Genomic DNA, 23,958 nt, shown 5'->3' on the forward strand with positions numbered 1-23,958 from the left:
TTAATCTATTTGAAATCTTTTACAGTCTGTATAAAGATTTTGACCATTTCAGGATTAATATCTGGATAAACCCCGTGGCCAAGATTGGCAATGTGTCTTGTGCCTTTGAATTGCTCCATCATTGTGATGGTAGCCTCGCGCACTTGGTCCGCAGTGCCATAAAGTGCCGCAGGATCTAGATTTCCTTGTAATGTTTTCTCTGAGCCAATCAGTTTTCTTGATTCGGCAATGCCCATATTCCAGTCCAAACCGATTGTCTCGCAATTCAATTTCCCCATTTCCTCCCGGGCAAAAAATGCTCCTTTAGCAAAGACAGTTTTTGGTACAGTAGTGATGGCATCACATATCTGGGCGATATAAGGCATTGAGAATTCTGCGTATTGCTTTGGTCCAAGAATTCCTGCCCAACTATCGAAGATTTGCACTAATTGTGCACCTGCTTCGATCTGAGCTTTTAGGTAATTGATTGTGCTATCAGTGATCATCTGAAGCAGTTTATGAGAAAATGCCGGTTGAGTATACAGCATCTCCCTAGCTGCTGAGAGTGTTTTGCTGCCATGACCTTCCACCATATAAGAGAAGATAGTCCAAGGTGCGCCCGCAAAACCGATCAAAGGTACACGGCCATCTAATGCTTTCTTGGTGATGCTAATCGCATCAGTTACATAACGTAGTTCTGATCCGTCAGAAACGTGAAGCTTCTTGAGATCGGCTTCAGATCTTACTGTTTGAGGGAATAATGGGCCTCTTTTTTCTACCATTTCATAAGGCAGCCCCATCGCCTCAGGAATCACTAATATGTCTGAAAAAATTATCGCAGCATCTACACCCAATAAATCCACAGGTTGGATGGTCACTTCAGCGGCTAGTTCAGGAGTCTGAGCAAGCTCAATGAATCCACTTACACTGTCTCGTACTTTTCTATATTCAGGCAAAATTCTTCCAGCTTGGCGCATCAGCCATACGGGAGTTCTTTCTGTTGTTTCGCCTTTGGCGGCTCGAAGTAGGAGGTCGTTTTTCAAATGCATGGTGTAAAGATAAGCGCCAAATTATTTTTGGCAGGAAAATAACTACATAAAAAAGCTGGACCTATGTAAGACATCGATCCAGCTTGTGGTAATCAGTTGGTTTAGACTAATATTTTCTGAGAATTATTTTAATTCTATTCGCTTAAAGTCTTCGTCTGTCAGTCCTAGAAGTTTGGTGACAGCATCGTAATCAGTTAAATCAATTCTAGCATTAGTGGAAGCAAAATCTCCAGGAAGAACAACTACACGGAAAACCTGATTATCTGTCCAATCTGCACTGAGTGTACTCAGGTCTAAATTCCCATCTAAGAATATGCTGAAATCGCTACTAGTGAAATCGTAATTATACACTAAGATGCCTCCTTCTTGAAAATATGCAGTTTGGGGCATTGCTCTCCAAATAGGAGTTCCACCATCAACTTCCCATTGGACGAATGAGAGCACTACATCGCTTTCAACAATAACAGGATTGAATTGAAAGATTTCACTATAGTTATTGGCAGCATTGAAATCTACTTCAACTTCAAAAACTTCAGATACAATATTTATCCCAGGTTCACCTACAGGTCCCTGTGCTCCTTGAGGCCCTTCTGGTCCTTCGCAAGCTTGGAATACTACCAGCCCAAAAAGAGCCAAGATTAATGTGTTGATATTTTTCATAGGAGTAGTTTGTTAAGGTTAGTAAGATGTTTTCACGAATTGTGCCATTAAATGGTTGGTTAAAAATCCTTAACAATTTTTCACTTGATTGGAGCGATGACCTGAATTTCGTTTTTAGAGATGATTTTGTCTATATAAACGCCACTAAGCTCCAACTTATTCTCTTTAGCATATTCCGACAATTTTTCCTTTACAGTCTCTGGACTAGGCATTACCCATTTATTACTTTGGATTTTTGCAAGCAAGTAACTTTCATTTTCGAAGGATCGAAATTCAAGATCATCTATTGGTAGAATTTGATTAATTCCTACAAAAACAATCATGGTGTCAAGTTTACCAGCGGGCTCGACCTCATAGATAGTGTGAAGATGACTTCCTGGATGAAGCACTTTTTGAGACTCCATTTTATTAAAAATCTCACCCAGTTCTTCATTTGCTGGAGTACCTCTATATGTTAATCCTGCAAGATTCTCTGGCTTGTTCTCAATAAGCTGAATTTCGATAGGCGCATTTCCTCCTAATTTCTTGAAGCTCCAAAATCCTACAATTACCAGAATTGATAAGACCCCAATGGCCAATATGAATTTTTTCTTCATTCTTAGAAAAGATAACGAACACCTACGCCGCCCTGTGCCTTCATGTGTCCGATACGATCAATCAACTCCAAAAAGAATCCGGCTTCTCCAAAAATAGAGATAGGCACATCGTCAAAATAATACTCTGCACCCACAAATACCTCTGGACCAAAATCTACGTTAGTCCTGTTTTCAACCCTTATGGCTGAGCCAGTTCCCGTTTGTCCATCCGTATAGCTATAAGATACTTTGGTTGTTCTCAGTTGTACACCAACTCCTCCATATCCAAGTAGGTATCCCTCGGTGATTCCGAAAACGTCAGTGATGTCCTCGTGGTAAGCAGAGCGCACATTGAAAGAGACTCCTTTTTTTGCACTATGGGAAATGTAGAATGCGTTGGATTGAGGGAGGTTGGTTTCAAAATCTCTTTGATAATAACTCGCTCCATTTATACCGGCGCTACCGATCATTCCTTCGATAGAAATGTACTCCGAGATGAAATCTTTGTAGGTAATTGAAAGGGGCTCCCCGAGGCGGATACCGACTCCTCTTTCTTGTGCAAAACTGACGAATGGCAACAATACCAATAGGGTAATTAATCTGTATTTCACTTGATACATGGTTTTTATAATAGAAGTCAAAAATCAGGCTAGATAGCCATAGTCTTAAGTTGCATCTGATGCAATTGGGTGTAGTATCCGCCTAATTCCAGTAAATAATCATGCGTGCCTGTCTCTACGATTTCTCCTTTATTGAGAACAATAATTTTATCTGCTTTTTGAATAGTAGATAGTCTATGCGCAATTACGATGGACGTTCTTCCTGTCATCATCGTTTCAATTGATTCCTGTATCAATTCCTCCGTTTCTGTATCCACAGATGAGGTAGCCTCGTCCAGAATGATGATTTCAGGATTGTAAACCATCGCTCTGACAAAAGAGATTAATTGTCGCTGACCTACAGAAAGTGTAGCGCCACGCTCCATTACATTGTAATCAAGCCCACCAGGTAGTCTTTCTATAAATCTTTTTGCGCCAGCAAGCTCCGCAGCATACATCACCTGTTCGCGGGTGATGTTTGGATTACCTAACGTGATGTTGTAGAAAATTGTATTGGAAAAAAGGAAAACATCCTGAAGAACAACGCCAATATGCTTCCGCAACGTGTCTAATTCAAATTCCCGGATATCATGTCCGTCTATGGAAATATGACCTTTATTGATCTCGTAAAACCTGGAAATCAGATTGATGATGGAAGATTTACCAGCTCCTGTTGCACCTACCAGCGCCACTGTCTGACCGGATTCTACTTCGAAGCTGATATCTTTCAGTACATAGTCTTCGTCCACATACGCAAACCACACATTTTCAAGCTTGATATTTCCGCTTACTTTTTCAGGTTTATAGTCACCTTCATTCGCGATATGCTCCCTGCTTTCAAGTAATTTGAAAATACGGGAAGAACTCACCACTCCCATCTGTAATGTATTGAAACGGTCAGCAATCATCCGGATAGGTCTGAAGAAAAGCTGCAAATACATGATGAAAGAAATCAAAACACCGATTTCAATATCCATCCCCAATACACCTACAGCTCCGTACCAAACCACTAAGCCAATTCCTATTGCCTGGATGATTTCAGCTACTGGGAAGTAAATGGAATAATAAAGAACAGATCGGATGTGCGCTCTTCTGTGCTCCTTGTTTATTTCTTTAAACTTCTCAAACTCCCGATCTTCCCTGTTGAAAATCTGCACGATGTTCATTCCCGTGATATGTTCCTGAAGAAAAGAATTCAGGTTAGAAACGGCATTTCTTACATCATTGAAGGTTATCTTGATTTTCTCCTTGAATACATAAGTAGAAATAATCATCAGAGGCAAGGTGCATAAGCTCACTAGCGTAAGTTTCCAGTCAATGTAAAACATGACGCCAAGGATAGTGACCAACTGTAGAAGATCTCCAACAATCGCAGCCAATCCTTCAGAGAATACGTCAGCAAGGGTTTCTATATCGGAAATATTACGGGTGACCAATCTTCCGATTGGGGTATTGTCAAAGAATTTTAGGCGGAGCTTGAGCAGATGCTTATACAACTTTACTCGGATGTCACGGATAATTACCTGACCAATCCAGCCAGAATAATAGGTGTGTGCCCACTGCACCAATGCTTGGATAAGCATCAGTCCTACAAGCAAATAAATAATGCGTAAAAGACCTGCGGCGTCACCCACAGCTACATAATCATCTATTGCTATCTGTATGAAGTATGGCCGGGTTGGTGCCAAAATAGCAAGCGCAATGGTAAGAAAGATCAGAAAATAGAACTGAGGTTTGTATGGCTTTACAAAACCGTAGAGCTGCTTGAGTACTTTCGAATCGACGATCTCGCCGGATGATGTTTTTTCTTGTTCTAGGCTCAAGGTAAACTAGTCTAAATAAATGTCTTCTGAATATTCAACTCGGCTGAAAAACAAGCCACTTGCGGGGGCTGATTTCCCTGCATTTTCTCGATTTCGTGATTCTATAATTTGGTGCAACTCTTCAGGTTCCCTTTTTCCAAGTCCAACGGAAACAAGTGTTCCCACGATTGCCCTTACCATTCCACGCAAAAATCGGTTCGCAGTTATATGAAATTGCAATTCACCGTCTTTTTGTTCCCAATGAGCCGATTTTATTTCACAGCGAAAATGTTTTACCGCTGTATGTATTTTACTGAAGCACTCAAAATCATTGTATTCCAACAGGATACGGGCCGCCTCATTCATTCTATCTATATCTGGATTGAAGTAATGTCTCCACACATAGTCTTCTATAAAAGGACTTTTTTGCAAAATCATTCTATACACGTAAGATCTGTTTTTGGCACTGAATCTCGCATGTGCATTAGCCTTGACTTCTCGAATAGAATTAATCGAAATGTCTTTGGGCAAAATGCCATTAATCGCACGTAGAAATTTTTCTCTATCAATATCCTGATCCGTCTCAAAATGGCAAACTTGCGAATAGGCATGCACCCCTGTGTCAGTACGGCCGCTACCCATTACAGAGATTGGATTTCTGAAATAGGTAGAAAGTCCAGTTTCCAAGGCTTCCTGAACTGTAAATGCATTTTCTTGGATTTGCCAGCCATGATAGCGTGTGCCTTTGTAGCTTACGTCCAGGAAATATCTTTTGCTCTCACTCATACGGCTGCAAAGATACTATTCCCAATCAAATCACGGCGAGAAACCTGCTTTCCTTGTTAATGAAGTCATAAGACCTTTTCTTTGCCAAAAAATCAGAAAGAAATGATCCAGCGCTTACAATCAATTTTCCTTTTCCTAGTGGCAGTGGCCATGGGGTTAACTTTGGGTTTAGACCTGTGGGTACAAGAAGTAGCAGATTCCGGTGAAATCTGGAAACTCAATGCTTTATTCATGAACCAGCTAGATGCTTCAGGTGAAGTGCTTCAGTCTTCTTCCAATTGGTACGTTGCGGCTTTGGCCTCATTTGTAGGCCTTATGGCTATTATTTCGATCTTCCAATATAGAAACCTTGGCAGACAGATGATGCTAAATATGGTTAACTCCCTTTTGATGGTTGCCCTTGTTGCTATTGTTTTTTTGACCACAAGTGGAGTGAACTCAGAAATCTCCGCAGCAGACAATGGTACGTATGAAATTGGTTTTTGGGCAATTTTGGCTGCTATGGTCTGTAATATGCTAGCCAATCGCTTCATCAGAAAAGATGTGGCTTTACTTAAATCTGTGGACAGAATCAGGTAGGATAGAATTTAGACATAAGAATCAAGACATTAGATTTACGTCATTGCGAGCGACGAAGGAGCGAAGCAATCTCAAAGAAACATAAAACCAAAAAAGCCAGCAATTCGCTGGCTCTTTTGGTTTGTTTACCTATTTCATTTTTAAGCTTGCTTTCACTTTTTTGATCGTCATCTCAGCAATGAAGTAGCTTCGCTGACCTGTCGCCTTTGAGGACGTTTGATATCAGGTTGGTGTTTAGCTTTTGATTGTTCATAAATGTGCTTCTGCCTTAAAGAGTCGCTCCATGAGCAAAAGGTTGGAATGGCTACCAAATTTTTTAACATAGACTTCAGGGCATTTTACAAAAACTTTTCTGGCTCAAGGAAATATTGGTAATTTTAAGCTCAGGCTTTTGCATGTATTAACAATCAATTTATGAAATCGAGCCTTCCTTAGGCAGACAGGCATGACTCAGTTGACACCAAGGAGGATGATCATCAACCATGCGAGATTCTCCCGAATTAAGTTCGGGACAGGCTATGAGACCAAAAAAAATCAAATTATAATCACATGAAACTCGAAACACTCGCTATCCACGGAGGAAATATTATCTCTGATTCCGAAAAGCCAGTTGTCCAGCCAATCACGCTGAGCACCACTTTTATTCATCAGCCTGAGTCGATGATCTATGCCCGGGCAAATAATCCGAATCGTCATGCTTTGGAGCAATTGTTGGCAGGTCTGGAGAAAGGTGCGGATGCTGCTGCATTCTCTTCTGGAAATGCTGCAGGAGTTTCTGTGTTCCAGGCGCTAGAACCGGGTTCGCATTTGATCGCTCCAGATGACATGTATCATGGCTTGAAGAATGCGATTCTTTCGATTTTCAAAGGAGTTCTTGAAGCCACTTTTGTGGATATGACAAATCTGGAGAATGTGGAAAAAGCATTCCAGTCTAACACGAAGTTGGTTTGGGTAGAAACGCCTTCAAATCCCTTACTGAAAATCACAGACATTCGTGCAGTTGCGAAACTGGCAAAAGCTAAGGGAGCAATGGTAGCTTGTGATAACACCTTTGCTACTCCAGTTTTTCAAAATCCTATTGATCTAGGGGTTGATATCGTGATGCATTCCAGTACCAAGTATTTTGGTGGACATTCGGATATTTTGGGAGGAGCTTTGATTACCAAAGAGGCCGATGCGTTTTGGGCAAAAGTGAAAAATGTCCAGATCGGTGGAGGTGCTGTGCCATCGCCGATGGATTGTTATTACCTATGCAGAAGCATCAAAACTTTACCTTATCGTATGAAAGGTCACGCAGAGCATGCGATGGTGCTGGCGAATTTCCTTTCAAATCACTCAGCTGTTGAAAAGGTTTATTATCCAGGTTTGAAAGCTCATCCGGGTCATGAAATAGCTGCAAGTCAGATGACTGGTTTTGGAGGAGTTGTTTCATTTCAGGTAAAAGGAGGCGCAGAAGTAGCCGATCGAGTGATATCCAAACTCATGTATTTTACCAATGCGACTAGCCTTGGAGGAGTAGAGAGTTTGATTGAGCGAAGAGCTGCTTCGGAAGGACCAGATACGTTGACTCCACAGAATCTAATCCGAGTTTCGGTTGGTTTGGAGCATTTGGATGACTTACTCGAGGACATGGAAAATGCCTTAGCTTAAATCATTTTAGATCCCAATCGTCTATTGCTTTTCTATGAACTGAGCCAGGTACAGTTCCTATGAATTCAATATTTACACCATCCATGTCTTTGGTGGTTCCTATGTGGATTCCTGTCAACGTGCTGATTCTTGGACTATTGATGTCCAGACCCAAATCTCGAAGATGGTCTAGTAAAGATTCCGTACCACTAGTTTCCAAACCGAAATGCTCAAGGCCAGCAGGTCTGTTTGCTGTCGCGGGTACAAGTTCTATAAAGGTGCTTTTACTCACTTGGAAATAGGAAAATGCAGGATTTCCCTTGTCATCTTTGTATTCAATAGCCAATGGAAAACCTAAGGTGTCCCTATAATAACTGACTGATTTCTCAAAATCCTCCGCCACAATGGCGATATGATTGATGCCGAGGATTCCCCCTTTCTCATCCGCGTGTAGCTTTGTTCCCACAGCGATCCCTGCCGTTAAACCAATTGCAAGAAAGAGAACTGCGCTGAGTAATTTTGGTAGGGATAATTTCATGATCGGCGATTTTGGGTTTGATTAGCAGTGGAATATAAAAAAATGAAATCAGAAACTGCCTATTCCTTTCACCATCATCTCAGTTTATAACGGGTGATGTTAGAAGGGCTAAAATGAAAAATGGCGGAATAGAAGTTAATCTATTCCGCCATCTTTTTATGATTTACCGTTTATTGGTACCAGTTTCTAAGACGTACATCCACATTTGGCGCTGCCTCATTTACCAAATTTTTGAATTTTTCCACATCGCTCAACCCATTCGTTCCTCTGTAATGGTATGGATATACAATAGTAGGCTTGAATTCAGAAACAGCACTTGCTGCCTGATCCACATCCATAGTATAAGGGAGATTCATACAAACAAAAGCGACATCAATGTTCTTCAATGCTCTCATTTCGGGAATGTCCTCTGTATCTCCAGAGATGTAAAACTGTTTCCCGCCAAGATGAATTATGTATCCATTTCCGCGACCTTTTGTGTGTGGAGATTCAGAACTTTCTGGAAGATTATACATGGCAAGTGCCTCAATCTTAATTCCATTGACAGCTTTAGACTGGCCATTACTCATAATGACTACGTTTTTCCCAGTTCCTTGGGTAAGCTGATCGGCTACTGCTTGTGGTGCTATGATAGTTGCGTCAGAAAGATCCAGGCCATCAAGTGTTTCTTGGTTGAGATGATCCCCGTGAATGTCCGTGATCAGTACCAAGGTTGGCTTCTTCTGTCCTTCAAAAGCAGCTGCACCTCCATAGGGATCCACGTAAATAACTTGGCTGTCATGCTCTAGTACTAAAGTGCCGTGCGTGATTGGATTGATCGTTACATCTCCTTTTTTAGCAGGAATCATATCCTGCGAAAATGCTCCAAAGGAGATAAATAGAAGGAGTAAAGTGAGATATTTCATAGTTCTAAGTTGATTTTTTGAAAATTGACTAAATGCAATGGTAATGTAAGGTTTTGTACCATTATCCAAAATACCCGATTCCTTTTGCCATCAATCCGGCCAGGAGAGGGATAATGAATAATAGCAGGAGTTCTAACCTCAGCAGCATAATAATTGTTTTTGGGATTTGAACAATTTCATCAGGGTCACCTTTTCTGTTCTTGATGAAAAAGACAGTAGGGTAAATTGATAGTATTCCGATAATGGCAAAAAGAGTGATTTTGATATGGAAGATGAAATTGTAAGTATAAAATTCGGTAGGTTTTCCATGTCCACCCAACCACAGCGTAAGACCGACAGGCAAAAGGGTTAAGCACCCATTCCATAAACCCCGTCGATAGTAGCAATTTTTTTAATTTCTTTTCGGCTCAGTGCTTTTTTCAGCAAAAGATGCTCAGAAGCCAGGGAGCCAACAATCGCGAAAATGCTAGTAAAATGAAGGTATCGGAGGAGGATTTCGAGGGACATGGAAAATGTGTTTGTTATAGTGCCATACCTAACGGCACAGCGGGTCCACTATTATTTAAAATTCCACCCATAGTTTGTTCCTAACGGGACTTGTCTGAAATCACCAGATGTTTCATGGATGTATATAGTGTCAAAAATTTTTTGACCGAAGTTTCCATTTCTGACGGATAAAACGCCAAAGCTGATTTCGTAAATGTTACTTTAAACTTCAAATTTCATCATTTTAAATTCCTAACCCGCCCAGCCTTCTCTATCCAAACTTCTATACTGTATCGCTTCCGCCAAATGCTCGACTTTGATCTCTTCAGATCCTGAGATATCAGCTATGGTTCGGGCTACTTTCAATATTCTGTCGTAAGCACGAGCTGATAATCCCAATCGCTCCATGGCGGTTTTCAGAAGCATTTTTCCAGCTTCGTTGATCTGACAGATTTGCTTAGTGATATGCGATGGCATCATGGCATTGCAGAAGACTTCAGGATTGTCTTTAAACCGTTCTTTCTGACGTTCTCTGCCTTGGATCACACGCTCACGGATCTCTTTGCTGGATTCAGTTTTTCGGGTGGAGGTCATCTCATCAAACTTCACAGGAGTAACTTCCACATGCAGATCGATACGGTCTAAAAGAGGCCCTGAAACTTTGTTCAAATAGCGCTGTACGATTCCTGGACCGCAGACACATTCTTTCTCAGGATGATTATAATACCCGCAAGGGCATGGATTCATACTGGCGATCAGCATAAAGTTCGCGGGAAATTCTACCGAAACTTTCGCTCTGGAAATCGTTACCCTTCTTTCTTCCAGCGGTTGACGCATAACTTCCAGTACTCCACGCTTGAATTCTGGTAATTCGTCTAGAAATAATACACCATTATGGGCAAGGGAAATTTCTCCTGGCTGAGGATTTCCTCCTCCACCCACCAATGCAACATCGCTAATGGTGTGGTGAGGTGATCGAAAAGGGCGATTGGCAAGCAATGATCCGTTTTTGCCAAGTTTCCCTGCGACGGAATGAATCTTTGTCGTTTCCAGAGCTTCGACCAAAGTTAAAGGCGGAAGAATTGAAGGAAGTCGTTTGGCTAGCATGGTCTTACCCGCTCCTGGAGGTCCGATCATGATTACGTTATGCCCACCTGCGGCTGCAATTTCCAACGCCCGTTTGATGTTTTCCTGACCTTGCACATCTGCAAAATCAAACTCGATGTCGTCCAGCGAATGGTAGAAAATCTCTCGTGTATCGGTTACTAGCGGTACTATTTCCAATTCGCCCATCAAAAAGTCAGTGGCTTGTTGGATTGTTTCTACTGCTATGATGTCCAAGTTATTGACAATAGACGCTTCTTTAGCATTTTCTACAGGTAGAATAAAACCCTTGAATCCTTTCTTTCTTGCTTCAATGGCAATAGGCAAAACGCCTTTGATCGGTCTGAGATTACCATCTAGAGAAAGCTCTCCCATGATTACATAGTCGCCCAAAGTAGGGAACTCTACCTGCTCGGAAGCTTGCAAAATCCCCATGGCAATGGGTAAATCATATGCTGAGCCTTCCTTACGAATGTCTGCTGGGGCCAGATTAATTACTACTTTTTGGCGAGGCATTCTATAGCCAAAATATTTCAATGCACTCTCCACCCGTTGCTGAGATTCCTTCACAGCAGAATCGGGGAGGCCAACCATGAAGAAACTGGTGCCTTGTCCTACATTCACTTCTATTGTGATGATGTTTGCATCTACTCCAGATACTGCGCTTCCAAAAGTTTTCGCTACCATATGATATAAAAAAAGGAGACCTGATTGGCCTCCTCAATATACTAGTTTGACAAATTCAAAATATTACTTATCCATAATATTTTGTCTTGGAGGAAGGGTACTTTGATCCGTATCAGTTGGGATTGTAGGTTTTGTAGGCTGGCTAGTTGGAATTCTTGGATGCTCAAAATCGTAGATTTTAGCTTTCAAAGAATTTGCATCAATTTCCATTTTCTTAATAGTTGAAGCTAGACTAGCGTAGGCAGCGTAGCTGCTTCCCCAAGCTGCCAGAAAAAGGATAAAGCCAATCAGTATAATGGTCACCATGGAATCTGATGTGATTTCATCCATTCCAAAGATTCCTCCTAGAGTATCAAAAGCTATGAAGAAAATAAGAAAAGCACCAAAATAGACCAAAAGGGCTATTTGGAGGATTTGGTGAAGTTTTTTCATGGGTTTTAAAATTAAGTTTAACGAATATACTAAACCGACTGAATACTAGAAAGTTTCTGGTACAAGCCCTCAACTTGGCTCAAATCGGTATGAGTACCTCTTTGAACGATTTCTCCGCGTTCGATCACCAAGATTTCATCAGCGTGCTGAATCGTGCTCAATCTATGTGCGATTACAAGGGTTGTTCTATTACTCATTAATTTGGTTAGTGCTTCCTGTACCAAATGTTCTGATTCGGAATCCAAGGCGGAAGTCGCCTCATCGAGTATCAGAATTGGAGGGTTTTTCAGGACGGCTCTTGCGATACTTAAGCGCTGACGTTGACCACCAGAGAGCTTAGAACCTCGCTCTCCAATGCTGGTTTGATAGCCATCTTCCATTGTCTCAATAAATTCATGGGCGTTGGCAATTTTGGCGGCTTCCAACACTTGGGCTACTGTAGCTCCTTCTACTCCGAATGCGATGTTATTAAAAACGGTGTCGTTAAATAGGATGGACTCTTGAGTCACAATCCCCATTAGGCTACGCAAATCTTTTAGATTGAAATCTTTCAGATTATTGCCGTCGAGTAAAATTTCACCTTCGCTAGGGTCATAAAACCGTGGCACAAGATCAGCCAAGGTAGATTTTCCTCCACCTGAAGGTCCCACCAAAGCAATAGTTTTACCTCGATTTAGCGTAAAGCTGATATTCTTCAACACTAGTTGGTCTTCATAAGCAAAGTTTACCTTTTTGAATTCAACTGAATGTTCAAACGTATTGAGAACCGAAGGTGATGCCGGAGATTTAATTTGCGAAGGAGTATCTACAACAGTGAAAACCCGCTCCGCAGATGCGATTCCTCTCTGAATGCTGCTCACAGCTCTAGAGATTTCTTTGGCCGGATTCAGCACTTGTGTGAAAATAATGATGTAGGTAATGAAGTCCGAAGCTCCCAAATCTGAGTTGCCGCTAAGTACCATACTACCTCCGTAAACCAGAATTCCAGCGACTACGAATACACCTAAAAACTGTGAAATAGGAGAGGCTAGCTCATTCTTACGGGCCATGTTCACATTGACATCGGCATAGAAATCCGTTTCCCCATCAAACTTCTTTTTCATGAAGCCTTCTGCGTTGAAGGCTTTGATCACGCGCATTCCGCCTAGAGTTTCGTCCAGAATATTTACAATTCTGCCCAGAGATTCCTGACTTTGCACCGCTTTTTTCTTAAGTCTTCGTGTAATTCCGCCTATGATCGCTCCTGTGATCGGGATGATCAGAATGGTGAAAAGTGTCAACTTGGCAGACATAAAAAAGAGCACTGAGAAATATAGAATAATGGTCACAGGCTCACGAAAAACGACACGCAGAGACTGCACAATGGTGTTTTCTACCTCCTGCACATCATTGGTCATTTTTGACATGAGATCACCTTTTCGCTCATTGGAAAAGTAGCCAATGTGAAGCTTACTGACCTGCGAGAAAATGTCCATTCGCATCCGCTTGATAACCACTGCTCGCACTTTAGCTAAAACTACTCCTGATAAATAAGTGAAGAGGTTTGAAAGAAAAACTGAAATTACGATGATAATGCAGACGTAATACAATGAGCCCATTTTCCCATATTCTTCAGCGACTTGGAGGAAGTTGTAATTGAAGAGATGTGAAAAGTATTCTATGGAAAAGCTGAACTCAGGTTTCTCCGCATATTTCGCCAGAGACTCAGGATCTATCTGCTCAAAGATCACATCGAAAAGTGGCTTTAGGAGCGTGAAATTCAGTAGGCCAAAAACGATGGAAAGGAAGGCATAAATAATATAAGTAGGCACGAACTTCCCGTATGGCTTGGCATAAGAAAGAATTCGCAGATAGGTCTTCATAAACTAGTATTCATGGAATAATCACGCAAGTTACGCAAAAATGGCAGTGGAGGTTCCTTGTTAATAGTTGTAATCTGGTCGGATAAAGTTCCACCGGAAGGCTAATTGTAGGTATTGCTTGGTCTCTGGACTGTCTAGATCCTGTGCAGTTCTTCTACGGAAAGTATGGGATGCATCGATAAAGAAGTTGTGGCGAAGCATATAGCTAACATTAAGATTTGTCTGAATCACTTTGTTTTCGATTCCCTGCCCGATCACGTTACCAAATAATCCGGTGGGACTTCCCTCAAGTCTATTTTTCAAAATATCTCCTCCCCAGTTTGTTTCCTCATCAGGATCTCCTCCGTACAGTTGATACATAGTTTGAAGTGTAAGATTCAGTTTAGGGATTGGCTGATATCTGATGATACCCAGCATTTCGCGGAAATTAGCTCCTCTTGGGTGAGTAAGTGGCGTTTGCCAATTGCTATATGACTGATAGTCGACTTTCTCTTGGAATGTATAGGGTCTTGCGGAATTGTATTCCAACTGCAAATCAAGATTTGAAATCTTAAATAGGTCAATGTATTTGAACCCTGCTTGAAGTCCATATTTATTTCGTTTGGAGTTTTTCCCGTCTTGGCCGAAAAACTCAGAGAATACAAATTCGTCAAGCGCGAATTGCCCATAAAGCTGCATAGATGGGTAGAGATTCCACTTATAATCCATTCCTAGCATGACTTTGTCTGGAGTTCCGAGTGATTGCTCCACCCATCGGTAAAAAACAATAGGATTGTAATAATTGAAATCTGCTTTATCAGTCATCACTGACTCGAAGAATCCCAGGTTGAAGTTTTTCCCAACATTCAGGCCTAAACGATGAAAGGAGAACCATTTCTGTGGATATCTACCGTCGGTTGGTCTCCCTCTGTCGTAATCCACGTCGGCAGTCATCTGAGTCCAGATATTTGTCAATTGGAATTTCCATATCTGCGTGTTTAATTTCACAAACATGTAGGGATTGGAAAAGTCAGAGAGCAGGAAAGATCGATATCCTTCTCCGATAAAGTTACGGTCATGACCTAATTCCACTTGGATATGCTTGGTGATGTTGAAACTTACATGTCCCAAAGCTGAGAAATAGCTGTATCCATCCGAATTGTATTCCTTCCAAAATCCTTCGCCGGGCACAGCTCCATTATGCTCTGCATAGCCTTTTACCCAACTGGGAAAAAATGTCTCAGAGGAAGTGAAATACGTATAAAAACCCACTTTTTTATCTATTGATCCACGCAAGACTACGCCTCTAGAGAGACGGTTAGGGTTTTGGTCATTGTTTGGTTCGATGCCGCCGTTTAGGTATAGAACAGGACTCACATGAATATCAAACTCCTCACTATAATAGTGTCCCAAATCTCCCGGCCTTCTATAAAGTTTATTCAGGAAAGGTTTTTCGGACTCAGGAGTTTCTCTGCTCACAAATTCCCAATTGTCCTGACTTAAATATGCCAGATTAAAGCGATCTACACTGGTGCGGATGACGGCGTCATTAGCAATGCTGTCAAGGAATTGGGCTACATGATCTCTTCGGTAGGGTTTTGTTCCAGTATGGAACATCGAGTTATTACTTCCTTTTAGGATTTCATAACGCTCGATTTTGTGATAGTAATCCCGATCGAATGGAATATAGCTTCCCTGTGCAAAAGTGAAAAATGGAAGCAAAAATGTGCCTATAAATATAAGCAACCGGAACTTTGGGTTGTGACTGTATGGCTTTAGCATTGGCTAAATCTAAAAAACATTCCTGAAAATGAAATACTATTAAAGAGGTTTGAAATTATAGCATATGTCAGGAGTTTAGAGGGGCGTAAGTATTTTTGCATCCAAAACTGGGTAATATTTATTTTATTTTTGAGGCTAAAGCCCTTCATTTGTGTCTAGAAATCCCCTTTTTAAATCCTTTTGATCAATTGACTTAGAAATACTTGATAAAGATTTGGTGGATTTTCTGAAAAAGGGTAGCTTTGTGCCTCATTTGAAAGACGTACATAATAACTAGCAATAATATGAAAGCTGATATCCATCCAAACTACAGAGACGTCGTTTTCTACGACACTTCTAGCGAGTTTAAATTTCTTACGAAATCAACTATCGAAACAAGCGAAACAATCACTTGGGAAGATGGCAACGAATACCCTTTGTTTAAAGTGGAAGTGAGCTCTCAGTCTCATCCTTTCTACACTGGTAAGAAAATGATGCTTGATACTGCGGGTCGTGTTGAGAAATTCAACAGAAGATACGCTCAGAAGAAGTAATTCTTCCTTATCTCAGGCTAAAAAGTCTCCCGGAGCATGGATTCCGGGAGACTTTTTTATTTTTGCCACATGGACTCTATTTTGTTGTTTGATGACCCCGCCATTCGCGGATCATTGCTCCCCTTTACTTTTACCAGACCGGTGGCGGATATCCGCATCGGGATCTTGAAAATCTCTGAGAAATGGGAGAGGGTAACTGGAGCTTCAATTTCATTTCTCACGCAAGACTATCTTCAAAAGAAATTCCCTCCTAAATCAGGAAATGCACTCGCTATAAATGGCGCTTTGCTTCCTGATAGCAGAAGTCTTGCCTTGATAAAATCACTTTCTTCTAATCAGGCACTCTATTTCGGTAAAACTCTGATCGCTACTTATATCGGCGAAACCGAAAAGAATCTGGGTGCTGTGAAGAGTAAAGAAATCATCCAGATGGATTATGAGCCAACACTTCTATTGAAGACCTGGAATATCTTCCAATTCAATGGTGCTGAAATCAGAAAGGATTTTGATCTGATTACTCAAGGAAGAAAATCCGCTAAGATCACCGACCCTCATACTAAGTTATATTCTCCCGAAAATATCTTCATTGAGGAAGGTGCTGTGATCCGTGCCACAGTTTTGAATGCTGACGGTGGGCCGATTTATATTGGTAAAAACACAGAGATTCAAGAGGGGTCATTAATTCGTGGGCCATTTGCGCTTTGCGAAAGCTCTACCATCAACATGGGGGCGAAAATAAAAGGGGATACTACCGTTGGACCACACTGCAAAGTAGGTGGCGAAGTATCCAACTCAGTGATCTTTGGCTTTAGCAATAAAGGTCATGAAGGTTTCTTGGGCAATTCTGTGATCGGGGAATGGTGTAATATGGGCGCTGACACAAACACAAGCAACTTGAAAAACAATTATTCTCCAGTGAAATTGTGGGATTACACCGTTGGGAATTATGCCAATACGGGTTTGCAGTTTTGTGGCTTGATGATGGGAGATCACTCCAAATGTGGTATCAATACCATGTTCAACACAGGAACTGTAGTCGGTATTGGATCCAATGTTTTCGGTCCAGGATTTCCGCGTAAATTTATCCCTTCCTTTGCCTGGGGTGGAGAAGAAGGATTTTCTACCTTTTTGTTTCCGAAGTTTCTAGAAACAGCAAAAGCCGTAGTGGCAAGAAGAGGGCTTGAGTTGGATGCAGAAGAACAAGAAATATTGCGTTTGATTTTCGAAATGTCCAAAAACTATAGAATTTGGGAAACCACATCCTGATTAATTATTCCATGCAATTCGCAGATATACCGGGGCTTCCCGAGACCAAAGAAAACCTGATCAATGCTGTCAAAAACAATCATTTGGCGCATGCATTGTTATTTCACGGGCCTGAAGGTTCCGCTAATTTGACTATGGCGCTGGCGCTGTGTACTTATTTGTACTGCGAAAAGCCTGGAGAAATGGACTCTTGTGGTGAGTGTTCTTCCTGCCAGCGGATGAGTAGATTGGTTGTGCCTGACTTAAACTTTGCTTTTCCGACTATAGCCAAGGTAAAGGAAGACGATAAGGAAGATGAGGAAAAGATAGATGTATTGACCAGTTGGAGGAAATTCGCGATAGAGCAACCTTACGGAAATGTACATGACTTTATCTATTTTAATAATTTCGAAAAGAAGCAATTAAATATCTCCAAAGGAGCCGCACGCAAAATCATTCAAGCCCTTTCTTTGATGTCCTTCGAGGGAGGCTATAAAATAATGATGATTTGGGCACCGGAATTTCTTCATCCTTCCGCAGCAAATGCGCTTCTGAAAATTCTCGAAGAGCCGCAGCCTAAAACGCTTTTTATCCTAGTGACCAGTCAAGCAGACCAGTTACTCACAACTATACTTTCTAGAACGCAGAAAGTGACGATTAGAGGTTTCTCGGATGAAGAAGTGAAAAGCCATCTTATCACTAAGGGACTTGCTGACGAATCCTCTGCAGATCAAATCGCAATGCTTGCAGATGGGAATCTCCGTGAAGCATACAGATTAGTGGATCAGGTAGAAGATCTTCAGGTGAAAAAAATCAGAGAGTGGTTTTTGTCCTGCTATAAGGCAGATTTCAAAAGCATTTTTGGGTTAGCGGATGATTTTCACAAGTCAGATAAAGAAGCCCAAAAATCACTAATGTTGACGGGACTGAATGTCCTTCGTGAGATTCTGTTAAAGAATGCTGGTTTGGATCAGCTTCTTCGTACGCATGATGAGGATCGTGCCTTTGTGAATAATATCAGTGGGAAAGTACTGAAGGAGGAGCACGTGGGTAAGCTTTATGGGGAATTCAACATGGCTCATTATCATTTGGAAAGAAATGGCAATGCTAAATTTATCTTCACGGATCTTTCTATGAATGTGGCCAAATTGATGGCAAAAATCAGCTGAAATGGATCGAAAAATAATTGGCAGAAAGGAAAAAGTCTCTCTTCCAGAGTTAGGATTAAATCTAGTCTGGGCTAAAGTGGATACAGGAGCATATACGAGTAGTATTCATGCGGAGAATTTGGAAGTGGTTGAAATTGATGGGAAGCGCGTGTTGAAATTTCTGCCTTTACTTCCTGGTCACAAATCATTTACTGGGAAGGTGGTTACCTTTGAGCATTTCAGAGAAAAAAAAGTGAAAAATTCCTTTGGTCATGCTGAGATTCGCTATTTGATCGAGACTACCTTTGAGCTAGCTAATGAGACCTATTCCGCAGAATTCACGCTTTCGGATCGGTCGAGCATGAGAAATGCCATCCTCCTCGGGCGAAAAATCCTAAGAAATCGTTTTCTTGTAGATGTATGTAAAGTCAATTTGGCTAAACAATACAGAAAGAAATAAGTAAATACTGATTTACCTTACGAGTCAAGTAAGAGACTCATACTCTAAAAATTTTCTAATGAAAATTGCAATCCTTTCTAGGAACCCAAATTTATATTCTACCAGAAGACTTTTTGAAGCGATTCAAAAAGCTGGACATGAAGCAATAATTGTAAATCATAGCATCTGCGACTTGATTATTGAGCAAGAAGGTCCTTCCATAATCTATAAAGGTGAAAAGCTCACGGACATAGATGCAATCATCCCTAGAATTGGAGCTTCGGTTACGTTTTACGGAACTGCTGTAGTTCGTCAGTTTGAACTGATGGGGGCTTTTTCTGCAGTACATTCTCAGGCCATTGTAAGGAGTAGAGACAAATTGAGAAGTCTGCAGATTCTTTCAAGCGCAGGATTGGGGATGCCAAAAACGGCTTTTACCAATTTCTCTAAAGGCGGGGAAAAGCAAATCATCGAGCATGTAGGTGGTGCTCCGCTGATCATCAAATTGCTGGAAGGAACTCAGGGGCTTGGGGTGGTTTTGGCAGAAACAAGGAAAGCGAGTCAATCTGTGATAGAGGCTTTCCACGGGTTGAAAGCAAGAATTATTGTTCAAGAATTCATCAAAGAAGCAAAGGGTGCGGATATACGTGCATTTATAGTGAATGGAAAAGTGGTAGGAGCCATGAAGCGTCAAGGTGCTGAAGGTGAGTTCAGATCCAACCTTCACCGTGGAGGAAAAGCTACCATTATTAAATTGAGTCGAGTAGAGAAGGCTGCTGCTTTGGGCGCGGCAAAAGCACTTGGGCTTGATGTAGCTGGAGTGGATATGCTTCAGTCTGACAGAGGCCCTTTGATTCTGGAAGTGAATAGCTCTCCAGGGTTAGAAGGTATAGAGAAAGCAACGGGGATTGATATCGCTGGGGCTATTATAAAATTTATAGAAGAAGGGGTGAATAAGCGCCCTATGAAAATATCAAATCAATGAGTCAGTTAGTGAAAATAGGTACGCGTGGGAGCAAACTGGCGCTGTGGCAGGCGTATCATGTGGAGGAACTTTTACTAAAAGCAGGGTTGAAAGCAGAGATTGTTGTCATTGATACAAAAGGCGATCAAATCCTTGATGTGTCAATTGCTAAGATTGGGAGCAAAGGAGTTTTTACTCAGGAATTAGAAGATCAATTGATGGACGGACGAATTGATATCGCAGTACATAGTGCGAAAGATATGCAGTCCAATTTGCCGGAAGGCTTTGAGATTATTGCCTTCACGGAGCGTGAAAAGGAAAATGATGTGCTTGTCTCACATGACAAATCTGTTTCGCTAAAGAAGAATGTTGTTTTAGGTACTTCATCTACACGTCGGGTTTCTACTTTAAAGCATTTTTATCCACATGTAAAAACAGTGGATGTTCGTGGGAATCTGCAAACCCGAATCCGTAAAATGGAAGAAGGACTTTGCGATGCTTTATTGCTTGCATACGCAGGTGCGCATCGCATGGAATATGACCACATGATTGTAGCTGAGCTGGATTTGGATGAATTTACTCCAGCTGTAGGACAAGGCTCTGTAGCCATCGAAGTAGCAGAGAAATTAGATCCTGTTTTGAAGACTAAGATAGCTACAGCTTGTAATCACTTGGAGACATCTTTGAGGCTGCGTGCTGAGCGAGCATATCTTAGAGTACTGGAAGGGGGATGTAGTATCCCCGTTTTTGCGCTTGCAAATCTCTTGGGCGATCAACTTATCCTAAAAGGCGGAATTGTGAGTTTGGATGGAAAAGAGCGGATTTCCATCGTAGTTGAAGGAAATGCTGATCAACCAGAAAAGCTGGGGCAGGAGCTCGCTGATAAGGTTTTTGCCGCAGGCGGAAAAGTAATATTGGATCAAATTAAACTGACTTTGAATAAATGAGATTTCTAAGAAACCTCTGCTTTGTCTTCTTGTTCGCAACTACTGCCGCTTGCGGTGGAGAGAAAGACTACCTGATTACTATCGAGACTAGTCACGGCAATATCGTGGCGGTGCTCTTTGACGATACACCTGAGCACAAATCCAATTTCATCAAATTGGCAGAGGCTGGGAGATTTGATTCTACCGAATTCCAACGTGTCATGAAGAATTTCATGATTCAGGGTGGGGATGTTTTTACAAAAGAAAATCTTCCACCGCAAGAATGGCCAACTTTGCCAGCGGAAATCAGACCTAACTATTTCCACAGGAAAGGAATGATAGCAGCAGCTCGTCAACCAGATGGAATCAATCCAGAGCGACGGTCCAATGGATCTCAATTTTATATTACAATCGGGAAAGTTTACAATGAACTGGAGTTGACGACGGATATGGAGCAACTTCAAAAATCACTTATGAAGTATATGGAGTTGGGAAGTCAATTAGACTTTAAAAATGAATACATCCGACTGTATAACGAGCAGAAATTCGATAGCTTGACTACATTGATTCTTTCCAAAAGAGATGAGTTAGAGTCATCACTAAATGTGAATTTGACCAAAGATTTTACTAAAGAACAAATTGAAGCTTACACGACAGTGGGCGGGGTTCCACATTTGGATAAGGAATACACGGTCTTTGGCGAAGTGATCCAAGGATTAGAAGTGGCAGAAGAGATTTCAAATACATCCACTAACACGAGAGATAGGCCCATTGAACCTGTTTATATGACGGTGAAAGTGGAGAAAATGTCCCGAAAGAAAATTGAAAAAGAATATGGCTACAGCTACCCAGATGGCAAGTAAGAAGAAAATATTTATCACCGGTGCTAATGGATTACTTGGGCAAAAGCTTGTCTCCCAATTGGTGGAAAAAGGAGATTTTCAAGTCGTAGCAAGTGGAAAAGGTGACTGCAGATTGCCTGGTGGCGGATTTGAATATGCTTCTCTAGATATAACCAATGAGACTGAAGTCGAAAGTACTTTGACTAGTATCAAACCAGATATTATTATCCATGGTGCAGCAATGACTAATGTGGATCAGTGCGAATTGAACCAGGAGGCTTGTTATGACTCAAACGTCAACGCGACAGCTTATTTGATTAAAGCCGCTGAGGTAATAAAGGCTCATTTTATTTTCGTCTCTACAGATTTCATTTTCTCCGGTGAAGAAGGGCCATTGGATGAAAATGCCATACCTGCTCCTGTGAATTATTATGGAGAGACCAAGCTGATTGGAGAAGAAATGGTGATGAAGTCCAAAACTAAGTGGACCATAGCGAGAACTGTATTGGTATTCGGAATCGCCCACGACATGAGCCGTACCAATATTGTACTTTGGGTGAAATCCTCCCTCGAAGCAGGGAAAGAAATTCAAGTTGTGGATGATCAATTCAGAACGCCAACACTTGCAGAAGATCTTGCCGCAGGATGTATTTTGATAGCAGAAAAGGAAGCGGAAGGGGTTTTTAATATTTCAGGTTCAGATTTTTTGACTCCCTATGAAATGGCAAATACGACTGCCGAATTCTTTGGACTTAACAAGGGATTAATCAAGCGAGCTGATTCGAGTACTTTTACCCAGCCAGCAAAAAGGCCTTTAAAAACAGGTTTTATCATTACTAAAGCTCAGGAACAGCTTGGTTTTGAGCCGAAAACTTTCCGAACGGCAATTGGTATTTTGGCAAAACAAATTATCTTAGCCCGCACTTAAAAAGCAGTCTATACACCCTAATTTAACTTTAAAACAATTTATGGCAGTTAATAACGAAACTGAAGAAAGAGGTGAGTTTGGTTCTAGTCTCGGGTTTATCATGGCAGCTGCCGGATCTGCCGTAGGTCTTGGGAATATATGGAGATTCCCATATTTAGTAGGTGAAAATGGAGGCGGAGCATTTGTATTTGTTTATATTCTATGTGTGCTATTTATAGCTTTGCCTCTACTATTTAATGAAATAGCCTTAGGTAGAAAATCTGGTAAAAACCCAATTGGAGCTATCCGAGACACGGGAGGAAATAAGTTCTGGCAGCTTGCTGGTGTACTTTGCGTGCTAGTTTGTTTCTTCGTGTTTAGCTATTATTCCGTTATAGCAGGTTGGACAGTAGGTTATATTATTACTGAAATAATCAATGTGCCGGTAGATTTTTCGGAGTTTGTGAAGACACCCTTGTACGTGATTCCTTTGACTTTCATCTTTATCTTGATGACTATTTTCATTGTTTTGGGAGGTGTATCTGGAGGTATAGAGAAAGCATCTAAATTTTTGATGCCAGTATTGTTTATCATTATTATTTTTATTGCAGGAAGAGCTGTTACTCTAGAAGGTGCAGGCGCTGGTATTGAATATTATTTGAAGCCTGACTTCAGCAAAATTAATCCAGCGGTTATACTTCAGGCACTTGGTCAAGCCTTCTTCTCTATGTCTGTAGGTTGGGGGTTGATGATCACTTTCGGGTCTTATTTACCTAAGAAATCTAATATCATACAGTCTGCGGGATGGATTGCAGGGATGGACACTTCAGTCGCTTTGTTAGGTGGACTAATGGTTTTCCCAGCTTTATTTGCTTTGCTTCCGGGAAAGGATCCTGCAGCAGGTCCAGCATTGGTTTTTGACGTATTACCAAAAGTATTTGCTGCCATGCCTGGTGGTCACATTGTAGGGGCGCTTTTCTTTATCTTATTGATGGTAGCGGCATTGACTTCTACCATTTCCATGCTTGAGGTTCCGGTAGCTTATATGATCGATGATAGAAAGTGGGGCAGAAAACGTGCTACTTGGACAATTGGTATTGCGGCGATGGCTCTTTCTGTTCCTTCAGCTTTGTCTCAGATCCCAGGTACATTCTTTGCCAACTTACATATCAACTTCTTTGGAAACAGACTTGAAGGATTCTTTGGGATCATGGATTTTGTGTTCGGTACGTTTGCCGTGATCGTGATTTGTTTGATGCTGGCGCTTTACACAGGTTGGGCATCAAAAATCTCTGATTATGCAGATGAGCTTAAATTGGGAGCGCCTAAGTTTAAGGGGCCTTTCAGAGCAGGTTGGATATTCTTCGTTAGATGGATTTGTCCTATCGTAATCATTCTATTAATACTAAATATGGTTGGTGTCTTTGGTACTGAGCAAGCGGCATAAAAGGTATACGCATAGATATTTGAAAAGGAAGTCTTCGGGCTTCCTTTTCTTGTTTTGGCTGGTAATGGTGTATT

At 41.3% G+C, this 23,958-nt stretch carries 23 protein-coding genes and 1 pseudogene; 11 read left to right on the plus strand and 13 right to left on the minus strand.

What is annotated here, in order from left to right:
* Nucleotides 1-5: 5 nt before the first annotated feature.
* From hemE to truA, 6 genes are all read right to left on the minus strand, one after another.
* Nucleotides 6-1,028 carry a uroporphyrinogen decarboxylase gene (gene hemE, locus ESV85_RS19975; RefSeq protein ID WP_146920775.1) on the minus strand — a complete coding sequence of 341 codons (1,023 nt, stop codon included), beginning with the start codon at nt 1,026-1,028 and terminating at the stop codon, nt 6-8.
* A gap of 123 nt (nt 1,029-1,151) precedes the next feature.
* The gene (locus ESV85_RS19980; protein WP_146920777.1) at nt 1,152-1,688 is read right to left on the minus strand and encodes a hypothetical protein; all 537 of its coding nucleotides are present in this window, start codon (nt 1,686-1,688) and stop codon (nt 1,152-1,154) included.
* An 80-nt stretch (nt 1,689-1,768) separates the two neighbouring features.
* On the minus strand, nt 1,769-2,284 hold the full coding sequence (locus ESV85_RS19985; protein ID WP_146920779.1) for a hypothetical protein: 516 nt from the start codon (nt 2,282-2,284) through the stop codon (nt 1,769-1,771).
* A 2-nt stretch (nt 2,285-2,286) separates the two neighbouring features.
* Nucleotides 2,287-2,883 (minus strand): hypothetical protein, encoded by a 597-nt coding sequence (locus ESV85_RS19990; RefSeq protein ID WP_317130809.1) that lies wholly within the window; start codon nt 2,881-2,883, stop codon nt 2,287-2,289.
* A gap of 29 nt (nt 2,884-2,912) precedes the next feature.
* A complete protein-coding gene (locus tag ESV85_RS19995; RefSeq protein ID WP_146920783.1) occupies nt 2,913-4,685 on the minus strand; it encodes an ABC transporter ATP-binding protein in 1,773 nt (590 codons plus the stop codon).
* 6 nt (nt 4,686-4,691) lie between these two features.
* Nucleotides 4,692-5,450 carry a tRNA pseudouridine(38-40) synthase TruA gene (gene truA / locus ESV85_RS20000; protein ID WP_146920785.1) on the minus strand — a complete coding sequence of 253 codons (759 nt, stop codon included), beginning with the start codon at nt 5,448-5,450 and terminating at the stop codon, nt 4,692-4,694.
* 102 nt (nt 5,451-5,552) lie between these two features.
* Between truA and ESV85_RS20005 the strand changes: the two genes are divergently transcribed.
* A complete protein-coding gene (locus ESV85_RS20005) occupies nt 5,553-6,029 on the plus strand; it encodes a DUF4293 domain-containing protein (protein ID WP_146920787.1) in 477 nt (158 codons plus the stop codon).
* 549 nt (nt 6,030-6,578) lie between these two features.
* Nucleotides 6,579-7,679, plus strand: coding sequence for a trans-sulfuration enzyme family protein (locus ESV85_RS20010; RefSeq protein ID WP_146920789.1), 1,101 nt, complete (start codon nt 6,579-6,581; stop codon nt 7,677-7,679).
* Nucleotide 7,680: 1 nt separating this feature from the next.
* On the opposite strand, the gene ESV85_RS20015 is transcribed toward ESV85_RS20010, so the two are convergent.
* From ESV85_RS20015 to ESV85_RS20045, 7 genes and pseudogenes are all read right to left on the minus strand, one after another.
* On the minus strand, nt 7,681-8,196 hold the full coding sequence (locus tag ESV85_RS20015) for a VOC family protein (protein WP_146920790.1): 516 nt from the start codon (nt 8,194-8,196) through the stop codon (nt 7,681-7,683).
* Nucleotides 8,197-8,366: 170 nt separating this feature from the next.
* Nucleotides 8,367-9,101 carry an MBL fold metallo-hydrolase gene (locus ESV85_RS20020; RefSeq protein WP_146920792.1) on the minus strand — a complete coding sequence of 245 codons (735 nt, stop codon included), beginning with the start codon at nt 9,099-9,101 and terminating at the stop codon, nt 8,367-8,369.
* 61 nt (nt 9,102-9,162) lie between these two features.
* Nucleotides 9,163-9,608: pseudogene (locus ESV85_RS22800) on the minus strand (DUF2214 family protein).
* Between the two features lie 231 nt (nt 9,609-9,839).
* On the minus strand, nt 9,840-11,378 hold the full coding sequence (locus ESV85_RS20030; RefSeq protein ID WP_146920794.1) for a YifB family Mg chelatase-like AAA ATPase: 1,539 nt from the start codon (nt 11,376-11,378) through the stop codon (nt 9,840-9,842).
* Nucleotides 11,379-11,441: 63 nt separating this feature from the next.
* Nucleotides 11,442-11,810: a hypothetical protein gene (locus tag ESV85_RS20035; RefSeq protein WP_146920796.1), complete on the minus strand. Its 369-nt coding sequence runs from the start codon at nt 11,808-11,810 to the stop codon at nt 11,442-11,444.
* 29 nt (nt 11,811-11,839) lie between these two features.
* On the minus strand, nt 11,840-13,672 hold the full coding sequence (locus ESV85_RS20040; protein WP_146920798.1) for an ABC transporter ATP-binding protein: 1,833 nt from the start codon (nt 13,670-13,672) through the stop codon (nt 11,840-11,842).
* 60 nt (nt 13,673-13,732) lie between these two features.
* Nucleotides 13,733-15,433 (minus strand): hypothetical protein, encoded by a 1,701-nt coding sequence (locus ESV85_RS20045; protein WP_223276061.1) that lies wholly within the window; start codon nt 15,431-15,433, stop codon nt 13,733-13,735.
* A gap of 284 nt (nt 15,434-15,717) precedes the next feature.
* Here ESV85_RS20045 and ESV85_RS20050 point away from each other — a divergent pair, with 284 nt between their 5' ends.
* From ESV85_RS20050 to ESV85_RS20090, 9 genes are all read left to right on the plus strand, one after another.
* Entirely contained in the window at nt 15,718-15,966 is a 249-nt protein-coding gene (locus ESV85_RS20050; RefSeq protein WP_057939325.1) for a type B 50S ribosomal protein L31, read from the plus strand.
* Nucleotides 15,967-16,035: 69 nt separating this feature from the next.
* The gene (locus tag ESV85_RS20055; RefSeq protein WP_146920799.1) at nt 16,036-17,232 is read left to right on the plus strand and encodes a GlmU family protein; all 1,197 of its coding nucleotides are present in this window, start codon (nt 16,036-16,038) and stop codon (nt 17,230-17,232) included.
* The gene (locus ESV85_RS20060) at nt 17,214-18,380 is read left to right on the plus strand and encodes a DNA polymerase III subunit (protein WP_317130810.1); all 1,167 of its coding nucleotides are present in this window, start codon (nt 17,214-17,216) and stop codon (nt 18,378-18,380) included. Before ESV85_RS20055 ends, ESV85_RS20060 begins: the two co-directional genes overlap by 19 nt.
* 1 nt (nt 18,381) lies before the next feature.
* Nucleotides 18,382-18,819: an ATP-dependent zinc protease gene (locus ESV85_RS20065; protein ID WP_146920801.1), complete on the plus strand. Its 438-nt coding sequence runs from the start codon at nt 18,382-18,384 to the stop codon at nt 18,817-18,819.
* A gap of 58 nt (nt 18,820-18,877) precedes the next feature.
* On the plus strand, nt 18,878-19,783 hold the full coding sequence (rimK, locus tag ESV85_RS20070; RefSeq protein ID WP_146920803.1) for a 30S ribosomal protein S6--L-glutamate ligase: 906 nt from the start codon (nt 18,878-18,880) through the stop codon (nt 19,781-19,783).
* Entirely contained in the window at nt 19,780-20,709 is a 930-nt protein-coding gene (gene hemC / locus ESV85_RS20075) for a hydroxymethylbilane synthase (protein WP_146920805.1), read from the plus strand. Before rimK ends, hemC begins: the two co-directional genes overlap by 4 nt.
* Nucleotides 20,706-21,551 (plus strand): peptidylprolyl isomerase, encoded by an 846-nt coding sequence (locus tag ESV85_RS20080; protein WP_146920807.1) that lies wholly within the window; start codon nt 20,706-20,708, stop codon nt 21,549-21,551. The genes hemC and ESV85_RS20080 overlap by 4 nt, the downstream gene beginning before the upstream one ends.
* Nucleotides 21,523-22,458, plus strand: coding sequence for an SDR family oxidoreductase (locus ESV85_RS20085; RefSeq protein ID WP_223276062.1), 936 nt, complete (start codon nt 21,523-21,525; stop codon nt 22,456-22,458). The genes ESV85_RS20080 and ESV85_RS20085 overlap by 29 nt, the downstream gene beginning before the upstream one ends.
* Before the next feature lie 40 nt (nt 22,459-22,498).
* On the plus strand, nt 22,499-23,884 hold the full coding sequence (locus tag ESV85_RS20090; RefSeq protein ID WP_146920809.1) for a sodium-dependent transporter: 1,386 nt from the start codon (nt 22,499-22,501) through the stop codon (nt 23,882-23,884).
* The last annotated feature ends 74 nt before the right edge of the window (nt 23,885-23,958 follow it).

Origin of the sequence: Algoriphagus aquimarinus, from assembly GCF_007997215.1 — a bacterium.
Taxonomy (GTDB): domain Bacteria; phylum Bacteroidota; class Bacteroidia; order Cytophagales; family Cyclobacteriaceae; genus Algoriphagus; species Algoriphagus aquimarinus_A.

What these genes read in the sequence shown, in the direction of transcription:
- ESV85_RS20050 (WP_057939325.1), top strand. Translation starts at nt 15,718, where the DNA reads ATGAAAGCTGATATCCATCCAAACTACAGAGACGTCGTTTTCTACGAC.
- ESV85_RS20015 (WP_146920790.1), bottom strand. Translation starts at nt 8,196, where the DNA reads ATGAAATTATCCCTACCAAAATTACTCAGCGCAGTTCTCTTTCTTGCA.
- ESV85_RS20010 (WP_146920789.1), top strand. Translation starts at nt 6,579, where the DNA reads ATGAAACTCGAAACACTCGCTATCCACGGAGGAAATATTATCTCTGAT.
- hemC (WP_146920805.1), top strand. Translation starts at nt 19,780, where the DNA reads ATGAGTCAGTTAGTGAAAATAGGTACGCGTGGGAGCAAACTGGCGCTG.
- ESV85_RS20020 (WP_146920792.1), bottom strand. Translation starts at nt 9,101, where the DNA reads ATGAAATATCTCACTTTACTCCTTCTATTTATCTCCTTTGGAGCATTT.
- ESV85_RS19990 (WP_317130809.1), bottom strand. Translation starts at nt 2,883, where the DNA reads ATGTATCAAGTGAAATACAGATTAATTACCCTATTGGTATTGTTGCCA.
- ESV85_RS20065 (WP_146920801.1), top strand. Translation starts at nt 18,382, where the DNA reads ATGGATCGAAAAATAATTGGCAGAAAGGAAAAAGTCTCTCTTCCAGAG.
- ESV85_RS20040 (WP_146920798.1), bottom strand. Translation starts at nt 13,672, where the DNA reads ATGAAGACCTATCTGCGAATTCTTTCTTATGCCAAGCCATACGGGAAG.
- ESV85_RS20055 (WP_146920799.1), top strand. Translation starts at nt 16,036, where the DNA reads ATGGACTCTATTTTGTTGTTTGATGACCCCGCCATTCGCGGATCATTG.
- ESV85_RS20085 (WP_223276062.1), top strand. Translation starts at nt 21,523, where the DNA reads ATGGCTACAGCTACCCAGATGGCAAGTAAGAAGAAAATATTTATCACC.
- ESV85_RS19980 (WP_146920777.1), bottom strand. Translation starts at nt 1,688, where the DNA reads ATGAAAAATATCAACACATTAATCTTGGCTCTTTTTGGGCTGGTAGTA.
- ESV85_RS20005 (WP_146920787.1), top strand. Translation starts at nt 5,553, where the DNA reads ATGATCCAGCGCTTACAATCAATTTTCCTTTTCCTAGTGGCAGTGGCC.
- ESV85_RS20045 (WP_223276061.1), bottom strand. Translation starts at nt 15,433, where the DNA reads ATGCTAAAGCCATACAGTCACAACCCAAAGTTCCGGTTGCTTATATTT.
- ESV85_RS20080 (WP_146920807.1), top strand. Translation starts at nt 20,706, where the DNA reads ATGAGATTTCTAAGAAACCTCTGCTTTGTCTTCTTGTTCGCAACTACT.
- ESV85_RS19985 (WP_146920779.1), bottom strand. Translation starts at nt 2,284, where the DNA reads ATGAAGAAAAAATTCATATTGGCCATTGGGGTCTTATCAATTCTGGTA.
- ESV85_RS20035 (WP_146920796.1), bottom strand. Translation starts at nt 11,810, where the DNA reads ATGAAAAAACTTCACCAAATCCTCCAAATAGCCCTTTTGGTCTATTTT.
- truA (WP_146920785.1), bottom strand. Translation starts at nt 5,450, where the DNA reads ATGAGTGAGAGCAAAAGATATTTCCTGGACGTAAGCTACAAAGGCACA.
- rimK (WP_146920803.1), top strand. Translation starts at nt 18,878, where the DNA reads ATGAAAATTGCAATCCTTTCTAGGAACCCAAATTTATATTCTACCAGA.
- ESV85_RS20090 (WP_146920809.1), top strand. Translation starts at nt 22,499, where the DNA reads ATGGCAGTTAATAACGAAACTGAAGAAAGAGGTGAGTTTGGTTCTAGT.
- hemE (WP_146920775.1), bottom strand. Translation starts at nt 1,028, where the DNA reads ATGCATTTGAAAAACGACCTCCTACTTCGAGCCGCCAAAGGCGAAACA.
- ESV85_RS20030 (WP_146920794.1), bottom strand. Translation starts at nt 11,378, where the DNA reads ATGGTAGCGAAAACTTTTGGAAGCGCAGTATCTGGAGTAGATGCAAAC.